Annotated in this window: 10 protein-coding genes and 1 pseudogene; 7 read left to right on the forward strand and 4 right to left on the reverse strand. The window is 72.5% G+C overall.

Going from position 1 to position 21427, the window contains the following annotated elements; all coding sequences use genetic code 11:
• Nucleotides 1–11: 11 nt before the first annotated feature.
• Genes ACFO0B_RS01135 through ACFO0B_RS01145 form a run of 3 tightly spaced genes read right to left on the reverse strand, consistent with a single transcriptional unit; the run spans nt 12 to nt 8501 of the window.
• The gene (locus ACFO0B_RS01135; protein ID WP_378610356.1) at nt 12–692 is read right to left on the reverse strand and encodes a hypothetical protein; all 681 of its coding nucleotides are present in this window, start codon (nt 690–692) and stop codon (nt 12–14) included.
• Nucleotides 689–2083, reverse strand: a complete 1395-nt coding sequence (locus tag ACFO0B_RS01140; protein ID WP_378610357.1) for a condensation domain-containing protein — start codon at nt 2081–2083, stop codon at nt 689–691. Before ACFO0B_RS01140 ends, ACFO0B_RS01135 begins: the two co-directional genes overlap by 4 nt.
• A 28-nt stretch (nt 2084–2111) precedes the next feature.
• A complete protein-coding gene (locus ACFO0B_RS01145; protein WP_378610358.1) occupies nt 2112–8501 on the reverse strand; it encodes a type I polyketide synthase in 6390 nt (2129 codons plus the stop codon).
• 257 nt (nt 8502–8758) lie between these two features.
• Here ACFO0B_RS01145 and ACFO0B_RS01150 point away from each other — a divergent pair, with 257 nt between their 5' ends.
• The 7 genes and pseudogenes from ACFO0B_RS01150 to ACFO0B_RS01180 all read left to right on the forward strand — a co-directional run bounded on the left by ACFO0B_RS01150 (nt 8759) and on the right by ACFO0B_RS01180 (nt 19813).
• Nucleotides 8759–10951, forward strand: a complete 2193-nt coding sequence (locus ACFO0B_RS01150) for an MMPL family transporter (protein ID WP_378610359.1) — start codon at nt 8759–8761, stop codon at nt 10949–10951.
• Between the two features lie 69 nt (nt 10952–11020).
• Entirely contained in the window at nt 11021–12442 is a 1422-nt protein-coding gene (locus ACFO0B_RS01155; RefSeq protein ID WP_378610360.1) for an MFS transporter, read from the forward strand.
• 52 nt (nt 12443–12494) lie between these two features.
• Nucleotides 12495–13919 carry a hypothetical protein gene (locus ACFO0B_RS01160; protein WP_378610361.1) on the forward strand — a complete coding sequence of 475 codons (1425 nt, stop codon included), beginning with the start codon at nt 12495–12497 and terminating at the stop codon, nt 13917–13919.
• A gap of 33 nt (nt 13920–13952) precedes the next feature.
• Nucleotides 13953–15137: an AAA family ATPase gene (locus ACFO0B_RS01165; protein ID WP_378610362.1), complete on the forward strand. Its 1185-nt coding sequence runs from the start codon at nt 13953–13955 to the stop codon at nt 15135–15137.
• Nucleotides 15134–16337: pseudogene (locus ACFO0B_RS01170) on the forward strand (vWA domain-containing protein). The gene ACFO0B_RS01165 and the pseudogene ACFO0B_RS01170 overlap by 4 nt, the downstream one beginning before the upstream one ends.
• 128 nt (nt 16338–16465) lie before the next feature.
• Entirely contained in the window at nt 16466–17719 is a 1254-nt protein-coding gene (locus ACFO0B_RS01175) for an ATP-binding protein (RefSeq protein ID WP_378610363.1), read from the forward strand.
• Between the two features lie 39 nt (nt 17720–17758).
• Nucleotides 17759–19813: a thioredoxin domain-containing protein gene (locus tag ACFO0B_RS01180; RefSeq protein ID WP_378610364.1), complete on the forward strand. Its 2055-nt coding sequence runs from the start codon at nt 17759–17761 to the stop codon at nt 19811–19813.
• Between the two features lie 88 nt (nt 19814–19901).
• On the opposite strand, the gene ACFO0B_RS01185 is transcribed toward ACFO0B_RS01180, so the two are convergent.
• Nucleotides 19902–21416: an adenylate/guanylate cyclase domain-containing protein gene (locus ACFO0B_RS01185; protein WP_378610365.1), complete on the reverse strand. Its 1515-nt coding sequence runs from the start codon at nt 21414–21416 to the stop codon at nt 19902–19904.
• Between the last annotated feature and the right edge of the window lie 11 nt (nt 21417–21427).

Genomic DNA, 21427 nt, shown 5'->3' on the forward strand with positions numbered 1-21427 from the left:
ATTGTCGTGAGCTACGAGACCAGCTCCATGGTCCCGCGCGGATCCCACGGCATGGGCCCGGTGGGGAACCCGAAGCGGATCATCCGGTGCGGCGCCGCCACCTCGATGTGCGCCACCGCGGGCGGAAGGAACCCGCTGAGCATCTTCTCCAGCAGCGCGTTCAACCCGGAGAGCCGCGGCCGCAGCCGCACCTGCCAGCACTCCACCTCCCCGGCGGGCACCTCGATCACCGCGCGCTGCTCCACCCTGGCGCTCACCGGAATGTGCACCGAGAAGGCCAGCCAGAGCGCCAGGTCCGCTTCCAGACCATCGGCGAAGTCGAGCCCGCGCAGCAGGGTGAGCCCGCCGGCCAGCGGCATGAGATCGGCCGGGAAGGGCGCGACGCCGCCACCGAACTGCAGGTGCGTCGTCCCGACGAAGTTCGCCTCCTCCCGGCTCACCACGGCCCCGCCGGACCTGGTCTCGGCCCGGTAGCTCGCCGCCCTGAGCCGCTCGCCGACGCGCTGGAAGCGCTGCTCGACGGTCACCGCGAAGTCCCCGGAGCCGACCTGGATGATCGACCGGTACCCGTCGGTGTCGTGCCCGATCGCGCTGACCAGCTCCAGCGCGGAGGATTGGTTCGCCACCCGCACGGCGTAGACCGACTTCTCCCCGTCCGGGATGCCGGGATCGCGGAACACGGTGTCTATCACGGCTTCCCCTCCGCCGCCGCCGCGAAGACCCGCCGCAGCACCGCGACGTAGCGCTCGACCGATTCGTGCGCCACCGGCGTGTCCGGGTAGATGACGCTCAGCGTGGTCTCGGCCGCCAGCCGGTTGATCCAGATCAGCACCTGTTCGGAGGCGGCCCGATTGGCGTAGAGCCCGGCCGAGGCCGCGTCGAAGAACTCGTTGCCGAGCAGCTCCCTGGCATCGACGAAGGAGATCATCGGGCAGGACCAGCCCGGTTTCAGGTCCAGGTCGGAGTCGGCGGGCAGCAGCTCGACCACCCGCTGGAACGAGGTGGGCGCCAGCCGGAGCCCGTTCTCGTAGGCGTGCTGGGCCAGCTTCACCACCCGGTCGAACGAGGTCGCGCCGAGCGGGAAGGCGACCGGGAGCAGCGTCACGTACCAGCCGACCGATGCCCGCTCGGCAAGGCTGCCGCGGGTGCTCACCGGGGTCATGCCGAAGTAGTAGTCGCTGTCGATCAGCTCCCGCTCCACCAGCGCGGCGGCGGCGAAGATGCCGCCGACGAACTCGGCCCCGTTCGCCCGGCAGCGCTCCTCGAAACGGGACGCCGTGTCCTCGTCGAAGAGCGTGACCGTGCGGTGCGCGCTGCGGTTGTAGCCGTCGGTTCGCTTCCCGAGATCGAGCGGGAACGACGGCAGCCTGCCCTCGTTCCCGCGGATCAGCTCCAGCCACTTGCGCACGCCGGGCGAGGTCAGCGACATCTGCCCGGTGTAGGCGCGCTCGGCGGTGCAATAGGCCAGGTAGCTGGCGGCCGGTTCCAGCATGTCGGGGGCGTCCGGCCAGACCTCGCGGGTGTAGAGCATGGCGAGGTCGAAGCCGGAGAGGTACTGCCCGAAGCCGTCGGTGTGCAGGTGGTCGACGGCGAGGTAGACGGTGGTCGACTCCTCCCGCTCGATCGCGCCGAAGGTGAAGCAGTCCCACTCGAACGGGCCGGGTGTCGTCTTCTGCACGTGCTCCCGGACGGCGGCCGGGTCGTCGACCCGGCCGTGCTCGACCGGGACGAACTCGACGTCGTCGGCGGGCACCAGGTGCCGCCGGACGGCGCCGCCCTCGATCCGGAACCAGGTCCGGAAGGTGTCGTGCCGCTGCAGGAAGGCGTTGACCGCGGTGGTCATGGCCACCCGGTTCAGCTCGCCGGTCGGGATCTCCGCGGTCACCAGGCAGAGCCCGGAGTAGCGGAACTCCGCCGCGGCGTGCTGGGCGGCCGCCTTCAGGTACTGCTCCTGCTGGTGCGAGGGCGGGGCCGGGTGGGCCGGTGCCAGCCTGGCCCGCGCCACCGACTCCGGTGCCGCGGTCCAAGTGGTCAACCGGCCCGGCGCCGGTGCCCAGTCGTCGATCAGGCCGAATTCGACCATGCTGCAACCTCGTTTCGACGGGTGCCGGTCACGATGGCGCGCCCACCGGCACCGGCTCGGCCGCGGCCTCGGCGATCAGCTTGGACGGGTCGAGCCCGCCGCCGCTCGCCGACTCCGCGGCCAGGATCAGCTCGGCCACCTTCGGCCCGGCCTGCTCCAGGCTGAACGAGCGGCCCATCTGCAGCGACATCAGGTCGATGCCGAGAGTCTTGGTGACCCTGGCGCCGAGCTCCACCGCCATCAGCGAGTCCAGCCCCAGCTCGGGGACGGGAACCGTCATGTCGATGGACTCCACCGGCACCCCCATGACGACCGCGAGCTCCTCGGCCATCTTGCGGGCGACGAAGGCGCCGCGCTTGCCCTCCTCGATGGCGGCCACCTCGGCGCGCAGCTGGGCCAGCTCCGAGGTGTCCTTCGCCGAGACCTGGGCCAGCGCGACGGTCCGGCCGGTCCGGGTGAGCTGCGGGAAGGTGCCGGTGAGCTTGGACCAGTCGGTCGGGATGATCCCGGCCCTCGGGTCGCCGAGGCGCAGCGTCTGCTCCAGGTAGGCGGTGGCGTCGGCCATGTCGAGCGGGTCGAAGCCGACCAGGTCGAGGTACTTGACCGCGGTCTCGTCGGCCGCCATGCCGCCGGTGGCGCCGGAGAGGTGGCCCCAGCCGATGCAGAGCGCCCGCTCGCCGCCCCGCGCCCACTCCTGTGCCATGGTCTCCACCGCGACATTGGCGGCGCAGTAGTTGTACTGGCCGTAGATGCCGTACATGGAGCCGCCGGAGGAGCAGAGCACGAACATGTCGAGGGTGATCCCGGCGTCCGCGACCGCCTGGTGCAGCACCCGGGCGCCGTGCACCTTGGGCCGGTACACGATGTCCAGCTCGCGGTAGGTCATGGCGGCCAGACGGTTGTCCGCCACCGAGCCCGCCGCGTGGAACACGCCGCGCAGCGGGTGCTCGGCGGTGTGCGCCCTGGCCACGACGGCCGCGACCGCGGCGGCGTCGGTGATGTCGGCCCGCTCGTCGATCACCTCGACCCCCGCCGCGTGCCAGGCCTCCAGCTGCCGGTGCGCCTCGTCGGTGGCCGGGCCGCTGCGGCTGATCAGGACCAGCCGCCGCACGCCGCGCAGCGCGAGCCAGCGCCCGATCGCCATGCCGAAGCCGCCGAAGCCACCGGTCACCAGATACGTTCCGGCGGCGTCGAACTCGACCTCGGGCAGGTACGGCCGGACGGCGGGCAGCGGCGAGTCGACGCGCAGCGCGATCCGGCGCAGCCCGGTGGAGCGGATGGTCTCCTCGAAGGCGCTCGCCACCTCGTCGGTCTCGAAGAGCCGGTAGGGGAGCGGCGTGTAGGTGCCCGCCAGCACCTTCTCGTAGACCCGCTGCAGCAGTGAGATGAGCCGCTGCGCGTCCACCGCGACCAGGCGGTCCAGGTCCATGGAGAAGTAGGCCACGTTCTTGTCGAAGTTGGCCAGCTCCAGCAGGCCGCCGGTGTAGATGTCGGCCTTGCCCACCTCGACGATGCGGCCGAACTCGGCCACCGCGTTGAAGTTCTGCCGCAGGATCTCGCCGGGCGCGCTGCTCAGCACCACCTCGACGCCCTTGCCGCCGGTGATCTCCAGCACGTCGTCCACGAAGTTCAGCGAGCGGGAGTCGATGGCGTGCTCGGCGCCGAGCGCGAGCACGTGCGCCCGGCGCTCGTCGGTGCTCGCGGTGCCGATGATCCGCGCCCCGCGGTCCTTGGCGACCTGGATGGCCGCCGTGCCGACGCCGCCCGCCGCGCCGTGGATCAGCACCCACTCGCCCGGCTCGATCCGGGCCAGGTCGTGCAGCGCGTACTCGGCGGTGCCGAAGGCGATGGTGCTGGTGCAGTAGCCGGGGTCGGCGTCGGGGGGAAGCGGGATGGCCCGGTTCCGGTCGACCAGCACGTAGCGTTGCATCATGCCCTTGGTGGCGATGGCGACCTGGTCGCCGACGGCGATGTCGGTGATGCCCGAGCCGACCCGGACCACCTCGCCGACGCCCTCCATGCCCGGCACGGTGCCGAAGTAGGTGGGGGCCAGTTCGCGCTCGCCGAGCAGCCCGATCACCTTGAGCGGGTCCTTGTAGTTCAGCCCGATGACCTTCATCCTGACCTCGACCTGGTCGGCCGCGGGGTCGGGGCGGGGGCACTCGCGCCAGGCCAGCGCGGAGAGCACCCTGGTCCGCGGCATCTCCAGGGCGAAATTGGCCTCCGGGTCGGTGAGCGGGGCCGGGGTGTCCAGCGCCTCCAGCCGGTCCGGGAGCGGCTTGGTGATCAGCGGGGCCCAGCGGGTGCCCGAGCGCAACGCGACCTCGTCCAGGTTGTCGTTCCAGAAGGCGCCGGGGACCGCGAGCTCGGTGACGAGATCGGCGGTTTCGGTGCTCGGTTCGACGTCGACGAGCCGCCAGCGCAGCGTGGTCTGCTCGTTGAGCAACACGCGGCGGGCGCCCGCCAGCGCGGCCTGCTTGGTGTCCGGCAGCGCCGGGTTGTCCGGGATGGCGAAGGCGCGCTCGGTGACCAGGGTGACGTGGCACTCGCCGTCGCCGAAGACATCGCCGATGCCGCGCTGCTCGGTCTCGGCCGGGTGTGCGAAGGCGTCGATCGCGACCGCGACCTGCTCCAGCGTCCAGAGCTGGGCGACGTCGTCCTCGGCGGCGCCCGCGACGACGACCACGTGCAGCCGCTCGGTGCCGTCCGCGCGGGTGGCGGCGAGGGTGTCGGCCAGCCCGGCGGCCGGGTCCTCGCCGGTCAGCCCGGCCAGGTGCAGCCGGGCGCCGGGGATCGTCTCGGCCAGCGCCTCGGCCCGGCTGTTGCTGCCGCCGAGCGCGACCACCACCGTGCTGACCGAGTCCTGCGGCAGCGCGGTGGGGTCGAGCGGGTCGCGCTGCTCCATGGTCTCGACGTAGAAGAAGTCGGCCATCCGGCGCAGGGGGTCCTGGCCGGGGGTGAGCGCGCCGATCTGCAGCCCGCTCAGCCGCATGACCAGGTTGTGGTCATCGTCGAGCAGGTCGACGTCGGCGCGCAGCCTGGCGTTGGGGTCGCGCCTGGCGACCACGGTGACCCGCTCCGGCAGCGGCGCGACCATGCGCGCCGCCGCCACCCCGACCGGCACCAGCGTGCCCTCGTCGATGCGGGATTCGGCGAAGAGCAGCGCCGCGGTCTGCATGGCGGCGTCCACCACGGCGGGGTGCGCGAGGTGGCCGGAGCCCGCCGCGATCGAGCCGTCGACGGTGGCGACCACCGCGTCCTGCCCGACGCGGGCGGTGAGTACTCGCCGGAACGCGGGGCCGTACTGCAGCCCGGCCGCGGCCAGCCCGGTGTAGAACATGGCCGGGTCGACGTCGACGCCGACCGCGATCTCCGGCACCTCGACCGTGGTCTGCCGGTGGCTGCCGGTCAGCGTGCGGCCGGTGGCGTGCAGGGTCCACGCGGTGCCGGTGGCCGAGCGGGAGCGGATCACGAAGCGGCCGCTGGCCTCCTCGATGGTCAGCGCGAGCAGCGGGGTGTCCGGCTGGCCCATGATGAGCGGCGCGACGAAGCGCACCTGCTCCAGCGCGACCCGGTCGACGCCGAGCCGCTTGGCGGTGGCGCTGAGCGCGGCGTCGAGGTAGGCCGCGCCCGGCATGATCTTGATGTTGTTGACCACGTGGTCGGCCAGCCAGGGCAGCAGCTCGGTGCCGACCTGCAGCAGGTAGTCCGGCCGCCCCTCGACGTCCGGGTCGCCGAGCATGGCGTAACCGCCCGGCGTGCCGAGCCTGGCCTGCTCGAAGAGCGGGAGCGCGGAGTGCAGCCGGGTGCGCTGCCACGGGTAGCGCGGCAGCGGCGTGTGCGGGACCGTGCCGTCCTCGGCCGGGAACAGCGCGTCCAGGTCGAGCACGCCCGCGCCGTACAGCCCGATCAGGGTGCGGCGCAGGCTGTCCGAGTCGGGTTGCTTGCGGTCCAGCGTCGGCACCGTGGTGCCGTTCACGTCCGCGCCGAGCAGGATCTCCCGGATATTGCCGGACAGCACCGGGTGCGGCCCGACCTCGAGGAAGACCCGCCGCTCGGCGATCAGCTTCGCGATGGCGTCGGCGAAGCGCACCGGCTCGCGGACATTGGCGCACCAGTACTCGGCGCCCCAGTCCGGGCCGGTCACTTCGTCGCCGGTGACCGAGGAGTACAGCGGGATCGTCGGCGACTGCGGGTCGAGCTGAGCGAGCACGGTCCGCAGCTCGTCCAGGATCGGGTCCATGAGCCGGCTGTGGTAGGGCACCTCGACCCGCAGGCGGCGCGCGAAAACGCCGTCCTCGGTGAGCTTCTCGGCGATCTCGTCCAGCCGGTCGATGTCGCCGGAGAGGGTGAGCGAGGTCGCGCTGTTGATCGCGGCGATATCGACCCGCGGGTCGTTCTCGACCAGTTCACGGGCCTGGTCGGCGCTGAGCCCGACGGCGAGCATGCCGCCGGTGCCCGCCGTCGTGGCCTGCAGCCGGGCGCGGTGGTAGGCGACCAGCACGGCGTCGCGCAGCGAGAGCACCCCGCTGACGTAGGCCGCGGAGACCTCGCCCACGCTGTGCCCGACGATGGCGGCCGGCGCGATGCCGTACCGCTCCAGCTCGCGGACCAGCGCCACCTGCACCAGGAAGTTCGCGGGCTGCGCGACCTCGGTGCTGGTGACCCGCGACTCCTCCTCCGGCTTGCGCAGCTCCTCGATGATCGACCAGCCCGCGAGCGTGCGGAACTCGTCGTCGATCTCCTTCGCGGCCTCGGCGAAAGCGCCTTCCGTGCTGAGCAGTTCGCGCGCCATGCCCCACCACTGCGGGCCCATGCCGGAGAAGACGAAGACCGGCTCGGTGGTGCGGGCCACGATGGTGCGCACCGCGTCCCTGCCCTCGCCGCCCGCGAAGGCGCGCAGCTCGCGGACCAGGTCGTCGGTGTCGCCGAGCAGCATGCCGGTGCGGTGCTGGTGGTGCGCCATCCTGGTCCAGGCGGCCTCGGCCAGCCGGGCCGGGTCGGCGCCGCCGGTGATCAGGTCGGCGAAGCGGCCTGCCAGCGCGCGGGCCGCCGCGGTGCCGCGGGCCGAGATCGGCAGCACGCCGTAGTGCTTGGGCTCGCGGGCGGGTTCGACCACGGTGGCGGGGCGGTACTCCTGCAGGATGGCGTGCGCGTTGGTGCCGCCGTAGCCGAAGCCGTTGACCGCGACCGACATCGGCGGGGCGTCGGCGGGCAGCGGCTCGGCCTCGGTCTGGACGTGCAGCCCGAGCTCGTCGAAGGGGATGTCCGGGTTGGGCTTGTCGATCCAGCCCTGCGGCGGGATGGTCCTGTGCCTGATGGCCAGCGCGGCCTTGATCACGCTGGCGACGCCCGCGGCCGCCTCGGTGTGCCCGATCGTCGACTTCACCGAGCCGACGCCGAGCGATTCGGTGCGCCCGGACGGCGAGCCGAAGACCCGGCCCAGCGCGCGCAGCTCCACCGGGTCGCCGACCAGGGTGCCGGTGCCGTGCGCCTCCACGTAGGTGATCGACTCCGGAGCCAGCCCCGAGCGCACGCACACCGAACGGGCAAGCGACTCCTGCGAATCCACGTTCGGCACGGTGATGGCGGTGGTGCGGCCGTCCTGGTTCGAGCCGGTGGCCTTGACCACGGCGTAGATCCGGTCACCGTCGCGGACCGCGTCGTCCAGCTTCTTCAGCGCCACCATGCCCGCGCCCTCGCCGCGGCCGTAGCCGTCGGCGGAGGCGTCGAAGGACTTGCAGCGGCCGTCGGTCGCGAGGAACCCGCCCTTGCACATGAGGACGAAGGTCTCCGGCTGCAGCATGACGTTCACGCCGCCGGCCAGCGCCACCTCGCAGTCGCCGTTCGCCAGCGCCTGGCAGGCCAGGTGGAAGGCGACCAGCGACGACGAGCAGGCCGTGTCCACGGTGATCGCGGGCCCGACCAGGTTGAGCGCGTAGGCGATTCGGTTGGAGAGCATGGTGTACGAGGCACTCGCCGGGGTGTGCATGTCGGTGTGGAACAGCGCCGGGCCGACCACGCCGATCACCGACTGGTCGACCACGAAACCGCCGACGTAGACGCCGACCGGGCCGCCTGCCGCGTGCCGCGCGATCCCGGCGTCGTCCAGCGCCTCCCAGGTGACCTCGAGCATGAGCCGCTGCTGCGGGTCGAGCACGGTGGCCTCGCGCGGCGAGATGCCGAAGAAGTCCGGGTCGAACTCCCACGGATCGGTGGTCATGAAGGCGCCGTGCCTGGTGTAGCTGCGACCGGGCGTGCGCGGCTCCGGGTCGTAGTAGCGGCGGTAGTCCCATCGGTCCGCGGGCATCTCGACGACACCGTCACGCTTGTCGAGGACGAAATCCCAGAACGTGTCCGGTGAGTCGATTCCTCCGGCGAAACGGCAACCGATGCCGACAATCGCGATATCCGACATGCATATCCTCCCGAGCCGGACTTGATTCGAGCGCCACCGATTTCCGGGCGACTCGTGAATGTGGCCGATGCAGCTGGCGACCGGGGTCAGCGTAACCACGCTCACAGGTACCGCTCGATGTTTCAGGGACAGTTCACAACACGGTCCCGAATCAGTTGTGGGATTTCGAGCCGGTCGAATCCGGGGGCTGTGGAAGCCGTTGCCGGTGCCTATGTTTCACGTGTCGGTGAGTGCGGTTCGAGGGTCGGGAGGTGGCTGTGTCCGGTGGATTCGGCCGGTGGATCGGGCTGCTCGTCCGGCGTCGGTTCCTGGTGCTCACGGTGGTGGTCGGCGGGCTGCTCGCGCTCGGCGGGTACGGCATCGGGCTGCACCCGCACCTCAGCGTGAGCGGCTGGGACGACCCCGGTTCGGAGTCGGCGCGGGCGCTGCGGGTGAAGGACGAGGCGTTCGGCCACAACCACGTCGCCGACGTGCTGCTGGTCTTCCACGCCCCGGCCGGGAAGGCCGTGGACGACCCGGAGTTCACGGCCACCGTCACCGGCTTCCTGAACGGGCTGCCCGAGCGCTTCCCCGACCGGATCGAGAAGATCAACGGCAGCTACTGGGAGACGAACACCGGGCTCGCGGTCCCCGACGTCTTCGGCACGCCGGACGGCGAGCACGCCTTCGCCTCGGTCGCGGTGCGCGGCCGCGACGACACCGAGGTGCTGAACAACTACCGGCAGATCGCGGAGGAGTTCGTGCTGCCGGGGGTGGAGCTGGAGGTGGCGGGCGCGCAGCCGGTCGCGCTCGCGCTCAACGACACGATGGCGCACGACCAGCGGCGGATGGAACTGGTCGCCATCCCGGCGGTGGCGGTGCTGCTGTTCTTCCTGTTCGGCGGGGTGGTGGCCGCGGCGCTGCCGCTCATCGTCGGCGGGCTCACCGTACTCGGGGCGTGGGGCGTCGTCCGGCTGCTGACCCACGTCATGGAGGTGAACTCGTTCGTCTCGCCGGTGGTGTCGATGATCGGGCTCGGCCTCGCCATCGACTACGGGCTCTTCATCGTCAGCCGGTTCCGCGAGGAGCTGGCCGCCGGCCGCCCGGTGCCGGACGCCGTCGCTCGCGCGGTGGCGACGGCGGGCCGGACCGTCGCCTTCTCCGCCACCGTCGTGGTGCTCGCCTCCGGTGCGATCCTGCTGTTCCCGCACGGTTTCCTGCGCTCCTTCGCGCTCGGCGCCATGATCACGGTGACGCTGGCCGCCGCGGTCTCGGTGACCGTGCTGCCCGCCATGCTCGCGATCCTCGGGCACCGGGTGGACCGGCTCGGCTGCAACCGCTTCCACGCCCGCCGGGCCGATATCGAGCAGCGGAACAATCCGTGGGGCCGGATCGCGGGCCGGGTGATGCGCCGGCCCTGGTTGGTCGCGGTGCCGGTGGTGGCGCTGCTGCTGATCCTCATCGCCCCGGTGCGGGACGTCGCGTTCGGCGGAATCTCCGAGCGCTTCCTGCCCCCCGACCACCCGACCCGCACCGCCCAGCAGCACTTCGACGAGCTCTTCCCGCTGCGCCAGATCAACCCGGTCGACCTGGTGGTGATCACCTTCGACACCTCGGTGATCGGCGAGGTGGTGGAGCGCGCGAACGGCGCGCCCGGGCTGCAGGCGCCGTTCCCGGCCGCGCTGCAGGCGCAGTCCGACCTCGGCGTCTTCACGACGAACACCGTGGTGCGGGACTCGTACGACGCGAACGAGACCATCGACTACCTGCGCGCCATGCCCACCCCGCCGGGCACCATCGTGCTGGTCGGCGGGCAACCGGCGAGCGAGCGGGACAGCGTGGCCGCGCTGCTCGACCGGCTGCCGCTCATGGTGGTGCTGGTCTTCCTGATCACCACGGTGCTCATGATGGTCGCCTTCGGCTCGATCGTGCTCCCGCTGCAGGCCGGATTCCTGAACCTGCTCGGCCTCGGCTCCACGCTCGGCGTGCTGACCTGGATCTTCGTCCAGGGCAACGGCGCGGGGGTGCTCGGCTTCACGCCGCAGCCGATCATGGCGCTGGTCCTGGTGCTGATCGTCTCGGTGATCTACGGCCTCTCCACCGACTACCAGGTGTTCCTGCTGGCCCGGATCGTGGAGGCGCGGGCCGAGGGCGCCTCCACCACCGAGGCGGTGCGCGCCGGCATCGCCCGCACCGGCTGGATCATCACCGCCGCCGCGCTCGTCCTGCTCGTCGTCTGCGGCGCCTTCGCCCTCTCCGACCTGGTGATGATGCAGTACATCGCGGTCGGCATGGTGACCGCGCTCTTCATCGACGCCGCAATTCTGCGGGTGCTGCTCGTCCCCGCGGTCATGCGGATCTTCGGCGATGCCTCGTGGTGGGGAATTGGGAAACGTATCGAAATGCCGCGCGCCGGAATTGGTAGCGATCACAAAAGTCCGCGAATTCCGGTAGCGGCCGGCCGCGAATAACGTCGACTATGGTCCGGGAGTGGAAATGCCGAAGAATCTGCAACGAACGATATTCGAGAAGGCGCCGCGGTGACCCGGCAGGAAGCGACCGTCGCGATCGGGGCGTTCAGCGCCTGCCTGCTCTCGGTCTTCATGCAGATGATCGACGTCACCATCGTCAACACCGCGCTCCCGGTGATCACCACCGAACTCGGAGCCTCGCGCGCGCAGCAGCTGTGGGTGGTAGCAGGGTATTCGCTGGCCTTCGCCTGCGCGCTGCTCACCGGGGCCAGGCTGGGCGCGATCACCGGCCGCCGCCGGATGTTCCTCTGGTCGGCGGCAGCCTTCACCGCCGCCTCGGTGTGGTGCGGAATCTCCGGCAGCGCAATGGAACTCGTGCTCGCCCGGATCGTGCAGGGCGTGGCCGGGGCCGGGATGGCGGCGCAGACCATCGCGGTGATCACCGCGACCTTCCGCCGCGATCACCAGCCCTACGCCTTCGCCGTCTACGGCGCGGTCGCCGGGTTCGCGGGCATGCTCGGCCCGATCCTCGGCGGGGTGCTGATCACCGTCGACCCGTTCGGGCTCGGCTGGCCCGTCATCTTCCTGATGAACCTGCCGCTCGGCATCATCGCCATCGGGCTCGCGCTGAAGTACCTGAAGATCGGCCCCGCGCCGGAGCGGCCCCCGCTCGACCTGCGTGGCTCGGTGCTCGCCACCGCCGCGCTCTTCCTGCTGCTCTTCGCCCTGGCCGACAGTCAGCAGGCGGGGTGGCGGATCGGGCACGCCTGCGGTGTCGTGGCGGCGCTGGCGCTCGGGGCGGGCTTCGTCGCCTACGAGCGCGCCACCCGGCGGCGCGGCGGGATCGCGCTCGTCCGGCTCGACCTCTTCGGCGACCGCGGCTTCGCCGTGGGCTCGGTGCTGGTGACGGTGTTCTTCGGGCTCTTCACCGCCTTCGTCTTCACCGTCTCCATCCTGCTGCAGGAGGTGCTCGACTTCTCCGCGCTGCGCACCGGCATCGCCATGACGCCATTCGCCGTCGGCGCGGGCGCGGGCGCCGTCGTCTCGCCGATCCTGGTGCACCGCTTCGGTATCCGCGCGCTGGCCGCCGGGATCGCCTCGTTCGGGTTCTGGGTCGTCGTCGGCGTCTGCTACCTGCACATCACCGACGGCACGGTGAACCTGCTGCTCGTCACCGGCCCGGTCTTCCTCGCCGGATTCGGCGTCGGGGTGTTCGGGATCCCGCTGCAGCCGATCATGCTGGCCGGGCTCGACGACCGCGACATGGGCGAGGCCTCCGGGCTGCTGCCGACCGTCGAGCAGATCGGCAACTCGGTCGGGCTCGCCGTGCTCGCCGCGCTCTTCTTCCGCGCGCACACGCTCGGCGGCAGCATGGTCATGCTCACCGCCATCGCCCTGGTCGCGCTGGTGCTCGCCGGGGTCACGCTGGCGCTGCCGGACCGCAGGGCCACCCTCGGCGCCGCGCCGTGGGTGCTATCGTCGAGACGATGACTACCTCTTCCGAGTACGGAACGGAGGTTTCGTTCGCACACGGGGTGTGCTGATGAACGAAGCCCGAATCTCCCTCTGGCTGCGCGTCCGCGAATTCGCGGTTCCGGCAGCGATGATCGAAACCTGTACCGCCCGGCGGCTCGCCGGCGACTGGGCCGGGGCGTGTGCCGCCGCCGGATTCGATCTCGACCTCGATCCGCGAGCGTTGCCCCCGCCGGTGCGCGCCGATCTCCGCTGTCTGGCGCCCGATCTGCTGCGCTGGCACCTGCCCCGGATTGCCCCGGACGGGCTGCTGCGTCCGGGGCTGACCATGACGTTGGCCCGGTACGGGCCGGTGCATCTCGTGGTGCGCACCGCGCCCGCCTGGGCCGATGCCGGGCAGCGGGTGAGTCTCGCGCTGTGGGACGGGGGTGCGGCCGGGGCGCATCCGCACCCGCGGCCCGACCGGCGGTTCCGGCTCGATCTGCACCGGCACCTGTGGGATGTACGCCGGGTCGGTGAACTCGGATTGCGATGCGGGGCAACGGACGCGGCACCCGGTGATCGCGCGGAAGCCGGGTGCCGCGGCCGGGCGGGAGCATCCGGCGATCACGCGGCCCCCGTGCCGCCGCCGGACTTCGAGCCTTCCGGGATCGAGATACTCGGCGGCGCCGGGGAATCGCGCCTCCCGCCGTGGTGCGCGGCCGCCCGATGGCCCGCGGAGGCGGCGCTCCTGCTGCGCGCGGAGGGGCGTCCGCCCGGACCCGTGCTGGTACGGTTCGGCGCTCGACGTCGCGCGGTCGTGCACCCCTGCTCGTGGACGTCGCACCTCTGCCCGGAAGTGCCGCGGCGCTGCTCGGCGACATCGAACGTCCACCGAGCCCCGTCGCGTCACCGGCCGGGAGGGCCGGGGGCGCTGTCGGCGCTCCCGGTCCTCCCGGACGCCGCCACCTGGACACTTCCCGACCTCGAGCTACTCCGCGCCGACGCCATCACCCCCGATCGCCTGCACCCCCTCGTCGCCGCGGCGCTCGCCCCGGGACACGCACCGGCTTCCGAGCCGGGCGGCCGGGAACAACTGCTCGTCGAGTGCCGCGGCGAACAGCACCGCCTCGGCCTGGTCGACGGGGTACTGACCGCCATCGACCACACCGCGGCCGAACTCCGCCGCGAGGAACTCCTGGTCGCCCTCTCCGGAACCCCCCTGCCCTGCCTGCGCGTGATCGACCGGGCACACCGCGACCCGGATACCATCGCCGCCATCGGTGAACGCCTGCGCCACGGCGATATTCGCGGTGCGCTCGCCGCCGTCGACGGGCTGCTCGGCCCCGGCGCCCTGCTACGTGACGGCCCGCTCCGCGAAGAACTGGAAACCGCCGCCGAGCGGCGAATCACCCACGGCCTCTACCGCGCCGGGCTCACCCCGGCCGGCCCGCCACCCCGGCGCACGCCGCGCCGGACCACGCGCGCCCACCCGCGGCACGCCACCCAGCGCTGACCCCATCCCTACGCTCCCCACGGTGATGCCTCCATGCCTGAAATGTCCCAGTTGAACGCTGCCCGCGACCTCCTCACCCTGCTCAACGCCACCACCACCGAACCCCGCCCCGACACCCAGCTCGACGCCCTGACCCTCGCCGTCGCCGCCGACCTCCCGGTCCTGCTCTGGGGCGAGCCCGGTATCGGCAAGACCGCCGCCCTCACCCAGCTCGCCGCGACCCTCGATCTCCCGCTGACCTCGGTGATCGCCAGCGTGCACGAGCCGTCCGACTTCTCCGGGCTGCCGGTGATCGGCGCCGACCCCGCCACCGACGGCGTCCCGATGGCGCCGCCGGACTGGGCCGTCCGGCTGGTCCGCGCCGGCCGCGGCCTGCTCTTCCTGGACGAGCTCTCGACCGCGCCGCCCGCCGTGCAGGCCGCCCTGCTCCGGCTGGTGCTGGAGCGCCGGATCGGCGCGCTCCGATTGCCGGACGGTGTCCGCATCGTGGCCGCCGCCAACCCGCGCGCCTCCGCCGCCGACGGCTGGGAGCTCAGCCCGCCGCTGGCCAACCGGTTCGTGCACCTGCACTGGACCCACGACCACGACGTGGTCGTCCGCGGCCTCGGCGGCACCTGGCCGCGGGCGACGCTACCCGTGCTCGACCCCGAAAAGTTCGCGGAAGCGGTGACTTTCGCCCGCCGCGCGGTGTGTGAGCTGCTCGCCGCCCGGCCCCTGCTCGTGCACCGGCTGCCGAGCGGGGAGACGCAGCGCGGCGGCGCCTGGCCGTCGCCGCGCAGCTGGGAGATGACGGTGCGGCTGGTCGCCTTCGCCACAGCGTCGGGCGTCGGCCGGGAGGTGCTCTCCCTTCTGGTCCGCGGCGCGGTGGGCGACGGCCCCGGCTTCGAGCTGCTCAGCAGCATGGATCGGATGGACCTGCCCGACCCGGAAACGCTGCTCGCCGACCCCGCCGCCGCCGAGCTCCCGGAACGTGGCGACCTGCGCCAGGCGGCGCTCGACGGCGTCGTCGCCGCCGTGCGCAAGCGCCCGGAGCGGGCCCGCTGGGACGCGGCGTGGGCGCTGCTGGTGCGCGCCGTCGAGACCGGTCCGCCGGACCTGGTCGTCGTCCCCGCCACCACCCTGGCCACCCTGCGCCGGGACGACTGGGTGGTGCCCGCGACGATCGAGCGGCTGGCCGGGCTGGTCGCGGTCGCGCAGGGGGCGGAGGTGGGCCGGTGATCGACGCGAAGCTCTACTCCGCCCGGCTGCTCGCCGCCGCGGCGCGGCCCTACCTCGCCACCGTGCTGTACGCGCTGCACCTCGTCGAATCGCGCCGGGTGCCGACCATGGGCGTCGACCGGTACTGGCGCTGCTACGTCTCGCCCGCCTTCGTCGAGCGCACCCCGATCCCCGAGCTGGCCTCGGTGCTGGTGCACGAGGTCTCCCACCTGATCCGCGACCACCACGGCCGCAGCGACCGCTTCGCCCGCGCGCACGACCTCTCCGGCCCGGCCGAGCGGCTCCGGATGAACATCGCCGCCGACGCCGAGATCAACGACGACGCCTTCGGCGACGGACTGGTCGAGCCATCGGGCGCCGTGCTCCCCGCTCTGCTCGGGCTGGACAGCGGCCAACTGATGGAGGACTACCTGCGCCAATTCCGCCTCGGCATGCTCACCGAGGCCATGGCCTGGCTGGACTGCGGCAGCGGCGCCGACGGCCTCGACCGCGAGTGGGAACTGGGCCCCGACGGCGCCGACGCACTCGGCGAACAGGAGCGCGAAGCCGCCCGCTTCCGCGTCGCGCAGAGCATCGCGGGCCGCCCCGGCACCGCCTCGCGCGGCTGGCGCCGCTGGGCCGACGAGGCGCTGCACCCGCCGCAGCCGTGGCGCGACCTGCTCGGCGCCGCCATCCGCGCCGCCGCCTCCGCGTCCGGCGCCGGCGACGACTACACCTACGGCCGCCCCGCCCGCCGCTCCGCCGCGCTCCCCGGCCTGGTCCTGCCCAGCCTGCGCCGCACCCCGCCCCGCGTCGCCGTCGTCATCGACACCTCCGGCTCGGTCTCCGACGCCGACCTCGGCAGCGCCCTCCTCGAAACCGCCGCCATCGCCCGCGCCGCGGGCGGCCGCCGCGACCTCGTCACCGTCCTCTCCTGCGACGCCGCCGCCCACATCGCCGCCCCCCTCTGCCGCGCCAACCGCCATCCCGCTCATCGGCGGCGGCGGCACCGACCTGCGCACCGGCTTCACCCGAGCCCTCCGCCTCCGCCCCGACGTCATCGTCGTCCTCACCGACGGATACACCCCCTGGCCCAGCACCCGCCCACCCTGCCGCACCGTCGTCGGCCTGTTCCCCGGCCTGCCCCCGGGCTACTCCGAGCACTCCGACCACGTCCCCGACCGCCCACCCCCCTGGGCCCACGTCGTCCGGATCGGGTGAGCTCCCACCGCCCGGCCAGATGACCACCGATCAAGCGGCTATATGTCCACCGTCCTGGCGTCCAAGTGACCACACCGTAAGCGGCCAGATGACCACGACGAGGGCCTGTCCGGTGCCATACTGGGACGGTGAACTCGCGAGATCTGCTTCCACGGCGAGCCGAGGCGTTGATCGGTGAAGCGCTGATGGACACCAGGGTGGTGCTGGTCAACGGTGCTCGTCAGACAGGTAAGAGCACGGTTACCAGGCTGGTCGGGGGCTCGAGTTCGGACGTGGTCTTCCGCTTGCTGGACGACCCGGCGACCTTGCGTGCAGCGCGGGCAGATCCCGCGGGTTTTGTCGATCGCGAATCCGGGCTGATGATCATCGATGAGATCCAGTTGGCCCCCGAACTGCTCCGCCCCATCAAATTGACCGTCGACCTGGACCCGACACCGGGCCGATTTCTCCTGACCGGCTCATCGCGCATCCTTGCCCTGCGCACTCTGCCCGACGCGCTGCCCGGCCGGATGGAGGTGATCGAGCTATGGCCGTTCTCGCAGGGCGAGGTGGACGGCGGGCCGGACCGCTTCGTCGACGCCGCCTTCGAACACGGCCCCGCGCTCGATCACTCGACGACGCTCCGGCGCAGGGACTATCTGGAGCGAGTCGTGGTCGGCGGCTTCCCGGAGGCGCATCGACGCACGCCACGGCGCAGGTCGGCGTTCTTCGAGTCGTATCTGCAGACCCTGATCGAACGCGACGTCCTCCAGCTGGCGAGTATCGAGCGGCACGGGGAGATGCTGAAACTCCTGAGCCTGCTCGCCTCGCGGGCGGGCAATCTGCTGGTTCCTTCGCGCCTGGCCGGCCAATCCGGAATTCCCCGGACCACGCTGACGCGGTACCTCGAACTCCTGCAGTCGGTCTTCCTGATCAAGAGCATCCCGGCGTGGTCGTCGGGTTCGACGCATCGTGCCGTCGGCACCGCGAAACTGGCGTTCGTCGACAGTGGAATCGCGAGTCACCTGCTCGGCCAGAGCGTGGCCCGCCTGGACGAGCCAGGCGGCGCCGCCGGGCCGATGCTGGAGAACTTCGTCGCGATGGAGATCGCGCGGCAGCTCACCTGGTCGGACGAGCGGGTCCGGATGTTCCACTACCGCACGAAGGACAAGGTCGAGGTCGACGTGGTGTTGGAGACGCCCGATGGCCGGATCGTCGGGATCGAGGTGAAGGCGGGCGCGACGGTGCGCTCGGAGGACCTCGCCGGCCTGCGGAATCTGGAGGCGGCCGTGGGGGAGCGGTTCGTCGCGGGATACGTGCTGTACACCGGCAAGCAGACCCTGCCCTACGGCCCGAAGCTCCGGGCGGTGCCGATGGAGGCACTGTGGCGCCTGGCACCGTGACGAACGTGTGCACCCGGACTTCTGTGGAACGCTGAACGTATGAACCGGCTCGGAACAGCGACCTCTCCGTACCTGCGCCAGCACGCCGACAACCCCGTGCACTGGCGGGAATGGAGCAGCGCGGCGCTGGCGGAGGCGCGGGAGCGGGACGTGCCGATCCTGCTCTCGATCGGCTACGCCTCCTGCCACTGGTGCCACGTGATGGCGCACGAGTCGTTCGAGGACGAGGCGACGGCGGCGCAGATGAACGCGGAGTTCGTGTGCGTGAAGGTGGATCGCGAGGAGCGGCCGGATCTGGACGCGGTCTACATGAACGCGACGGTCGCCATGACCGGGCACGGTGGCTGGCCGATGACCTGCTTCCTGGCCCCGGACGGGTCGCCGTTCTACTGCGGCACCTACTACCCGCGGGTGCCGCGCGGCGGCTCGCCGTCGTTCACGCAGGTGCTCACCGCCATCACCGACACCTGGCGGAACCGGCGCGACGAGGTGGAGCAGGCGGCGGCGCAGGTGACCGAGGCGCTGCGCGCGCAGGCGACCGGGTTGCCGGACGCGGGCGGCGCGATCGGCGCCGACCTGTTGGATCACGTGGTGAGCGCGGTCAGGAAGGACGAGGACACGGCGTTCGGCGGGTTCGGCGGCGCGCCGAAGTTCCCGCCGTCGGCGCTGCTCGCCGGGTTGCTGCGGAGCTGGGAACGCACCGGCGACCCGGAGACCTACGCGCTGGTCGAGCGGACCGCCGCCGCCATGGCGCGCGGCGGCATCTACGACCAGCTGCGCGGCGGCTTCGCCCGCTACTCGGTGGACGAGCGCTGGCTGGTGCCGCACTTCGAGAAGATGCTCTACGACAACGCGCAGCTGCTGCGCGCCTACGCGCACCTGGCGCGCCGGGAGCTCCCGGCCGAGCCGGGCAGCGGCGGGCAGTCGCTCGCCGCGCGGGTGACGGCGGAGACCGCCGCCTTCCTGCTGGACGATCTCGGCACCGAGCAGGGCGGGCTCGCCTCCGCCCTGGACGCCGACACCCCGGTGCGCCCCGGCGAGCCCGGCGTCGAGGGCGCCACCTACGTCTGGACCCCTGCCGAACTCGTCGCCGAGCTCGGTCCCATCGAAGGAGCATGGGCCGCGGCCCAATGGGGCGTGACCACGGCGGGCACCTTCGAGCACGGCACGTCGGTGCTCACCCGGCTCGCCGAGCCGGACGACCCGGAGCGGCTCGACAGAGCGCGGGTGGCGCTGCGCGAAGCAAGGGACCGCCGCCCGCAGCCGGAGCGCGACGACAAGGTGGTCACCGCGTGGAACGGCATCGCGATCACCGCGCTCGCCGAAGCCGGTGCGGCGCTGGATGTTCCGGCCTGGGTGGCGGCGGCCCGGCGCTGCGCGGAGTTCCTGCTGCGGGTGCACGTGGTGGACGGCCGGGTGCTGCGGGCCTCGCTCGGCGGCGCGGCCGGGCCGTCGCCGGGTGTGCTGGAGGATTACGCCTGGCTGGTCACCGGATTGCTGGCGCTGCACCAGGTGACCGGCGAGCCGGAGTGGCGGGCGCGGGCCGAGCAGATCCTGGACGCCGCGATCGAGCACTTCGCCGACCCGGACGAGCCGGGCAGCTGGTTCGACACCGCCGACGATGCCGAGACGCTGGTGGCGCGGCCCCGCGACCCGATCGACGGGGCGACCCCGGCGGGGGCATCGTCGCTGGCCGAGGCGCTGCTCACCGCCGCCGCGCTGGCCGAGCCGGAGAACGCGGTGCGGTATCGGGAGCTGGCGGATCGCACGCTGGCGCGCGGCGCTGTGGTGCTGGCGCGGGCGCCGCGCTCGGCGGGGCAGTGGCTGACGGTGGCGGAGGCCGCGTTCCACGGTCCGCTGCAGATCGCGATCTCCGTTCCGCCCGGCGGTGACGCCGCCGAGCTGCTCGCCGCCGCGCGCGCCTCGGCACCCGGCGGCACGGTGATCGTCGCGGGCGAACGAGATTCGGCCCCGCTGCTGGCGGACCGCCCTCCGGTCGGCGCCGAACCCGCCGCCTACGTCTGCCGCGGCACCGTCTGCGATCTCCCGGTGACCGGCGCGATCGACCTGACAGCGTCCCTCGCCCGCCGCTGACCCGCGCCGCGGGGCCTCGCCCGAAACCTGCGCCGGGGCGGCCGCCTCGCGACTGGGGTGCCTGCCCGCGACGACGGGTCTTCGACGCTCACCGCGCCTGTTCCGCGCGAGGCGGGCCCCCGGCCTCGTCCACATCCGTCCAGCACGGCGTCGGCTCCGACATCCCCCGCAGGGGGATGTCCGCGAAGTGCACCCAGTGCGCCCGCTCCTCGGCCGCCGCCGCCTCGATCACGTCCGCGCTCACCAGCACCCGCCGCGGCACCCGCTTCGCCTCGCTGGTGAGCCGGGAGGCCCGGTTCACCGCATCCCCGATCACGGTGAACTCCAGCCGGGTATCGGCCCCGATGTCCCCGGCGAAGACCAGCCCGCGCGCCACCCCGATGCCGATGTCCAGCTCTCCGGCGGCCCGCACCTCGTCCCGCATCCGCCGGGCGGCGCGCAGCGCGGGCGTCGCGTTGTCCGGCAGCGCGATCGGCGCCCCGAAGATACAGAGCGCCGCGTCCCCCTCGAACTTGTTGACCAGCCCCCCGTTCTCCTCGGTCGCGGTGATCACGGTGCCGAGCAGCCGGTTCAGCTTGGCGACGAACTCCTGCGGCGGCAGCCCGGTGGAGAGCGCCACCGACCCGGTGACGTCGACGAAGAGCGCCGAGACCACCCGGACGTCCCCGGTCAGGTCGACGCCGCGGGCCACGAGCGCCCGCTCCGCGACCTCGGCGCCGACGTGCCGCCCGAACACGTCCCGCAGCCGCTGCCGATCGCGCAGGCTGGCCGCGAGCTCGTTCACCGAGTGCTCCAGCCTGCCGATCTCGCCGACGCTGCCGACCGGCACCCGGATGTCGAACTCGCCGCGGGTGATCCGGTCCAGCGCGAGCCGCAGCGTGCGCACCGGCGATGCCACCGCCCGCGCCAGGAAGGCGGTCGCCAGCGCGCCGACCGCGAAGCCGACGATGGCGAGGTAGAGGGCGGTGCGCACCCGGTCCGGCGCGCCCGCCACCGGGTCCGCGAGCACCGTGATGAGCAGCAGCATCGGCATCGCGCCTGCCACCGCCCAGGTGACGAGCACCCGGGCCAGCACAGAGGAACTCCAGTGCATGGTCGCGCCGAGCACCGCCGCCACCACCGGGATGGCGGGCCGCACCAGCCGGTCCACGATCAGAAAGGTCAGTGCCGACGACTCGAAGGCGCCGAGCGTGAAGACGGCCGCCGTGACCGCCGGGTTGGTGCTGTCGGCGAAGAGCGAGAACAGCACCGCCGCGATGACCACGCCCGGTATCCACAGCGCGAGCGCGCGCACGGTGATCGCCACCGGCAGCCGGAGCAGGGCGCGCGCCTCGTCCGGGGTGGGTTTGCGCAGGTCGTCCAGCCAGCCGAAGTGCCTGCGCCGATCCCGGACCGCGAGCGCCACCCCGGCCAGGAAGCCGACGGTCGGGTAGATCGCCACCAGCAGCAGCGCCGCGCGCCAGTCCGGGCCGAGCCGGCCGAGGAAGCCGTTCAGCCACAGCGCGGTGACGATCACGCCGAGGCCGCTGAGGTTGGCCGCGATCACGACGACGGCGAGCCCCCAGCGGGCCTGCAGCGCCCACAGCATGAGGCGAGCGATCACGGGGTGAAACC

The sequence above is a fragment of the Nocardia jiangsuensis genome (assembly GCF_042650385.1).
Taxonomy (GTDB): domain Bacteria; phylum Actinomycetota; class Actinomycetes; order Mycobacteriales; family Mycobacteriaceae; genus Nocardia; species Nocardia jiangsuensis.

What these genes read in the sequence shown, in the direction of transcription:
- ACFO0B_RS01145 (WP_378610358.1), bottom strand. Translation starts at nt 8,501, where the DNA reads ATGTCGGATATCGCGATTGTCGGCATCGGTTGCCGTTTCGCCGGAGGA.
- ACFO0B_RS01160 (WP_378610361.1), top strand. Translation starts at nt 12,495, where the DNA reads ATGAACGAAGCCCGAATCTCCCTCTGGCTGCGCGTCCGCGAATTCGCG.
- ACFO0B_RS01180 (WP_378610364.1), top strand. Translation starts at nt 17,759, where the DNA reads ATGAACCGGCTCGGAACAGCGACCTCTCCGTACCTGCGCCAGCACGCC.
- ACFO0B_RS01165 (WP_378610362.1), top strand. Translation starts at nt 13,953, where the DNA reads ATGCCTGAAATGTCCCAGTTGAACGCTGCCCGCGACCTCCTCACCCTG.
- ACFO0B_RS01140 (WP_378610357.1), bottom strand. Translation starts at nt 2,083, where the DNA reads ATGGTCGAATTCGGCCTGATCGACGACTGGGCACCGGCGCCGGGCCGG.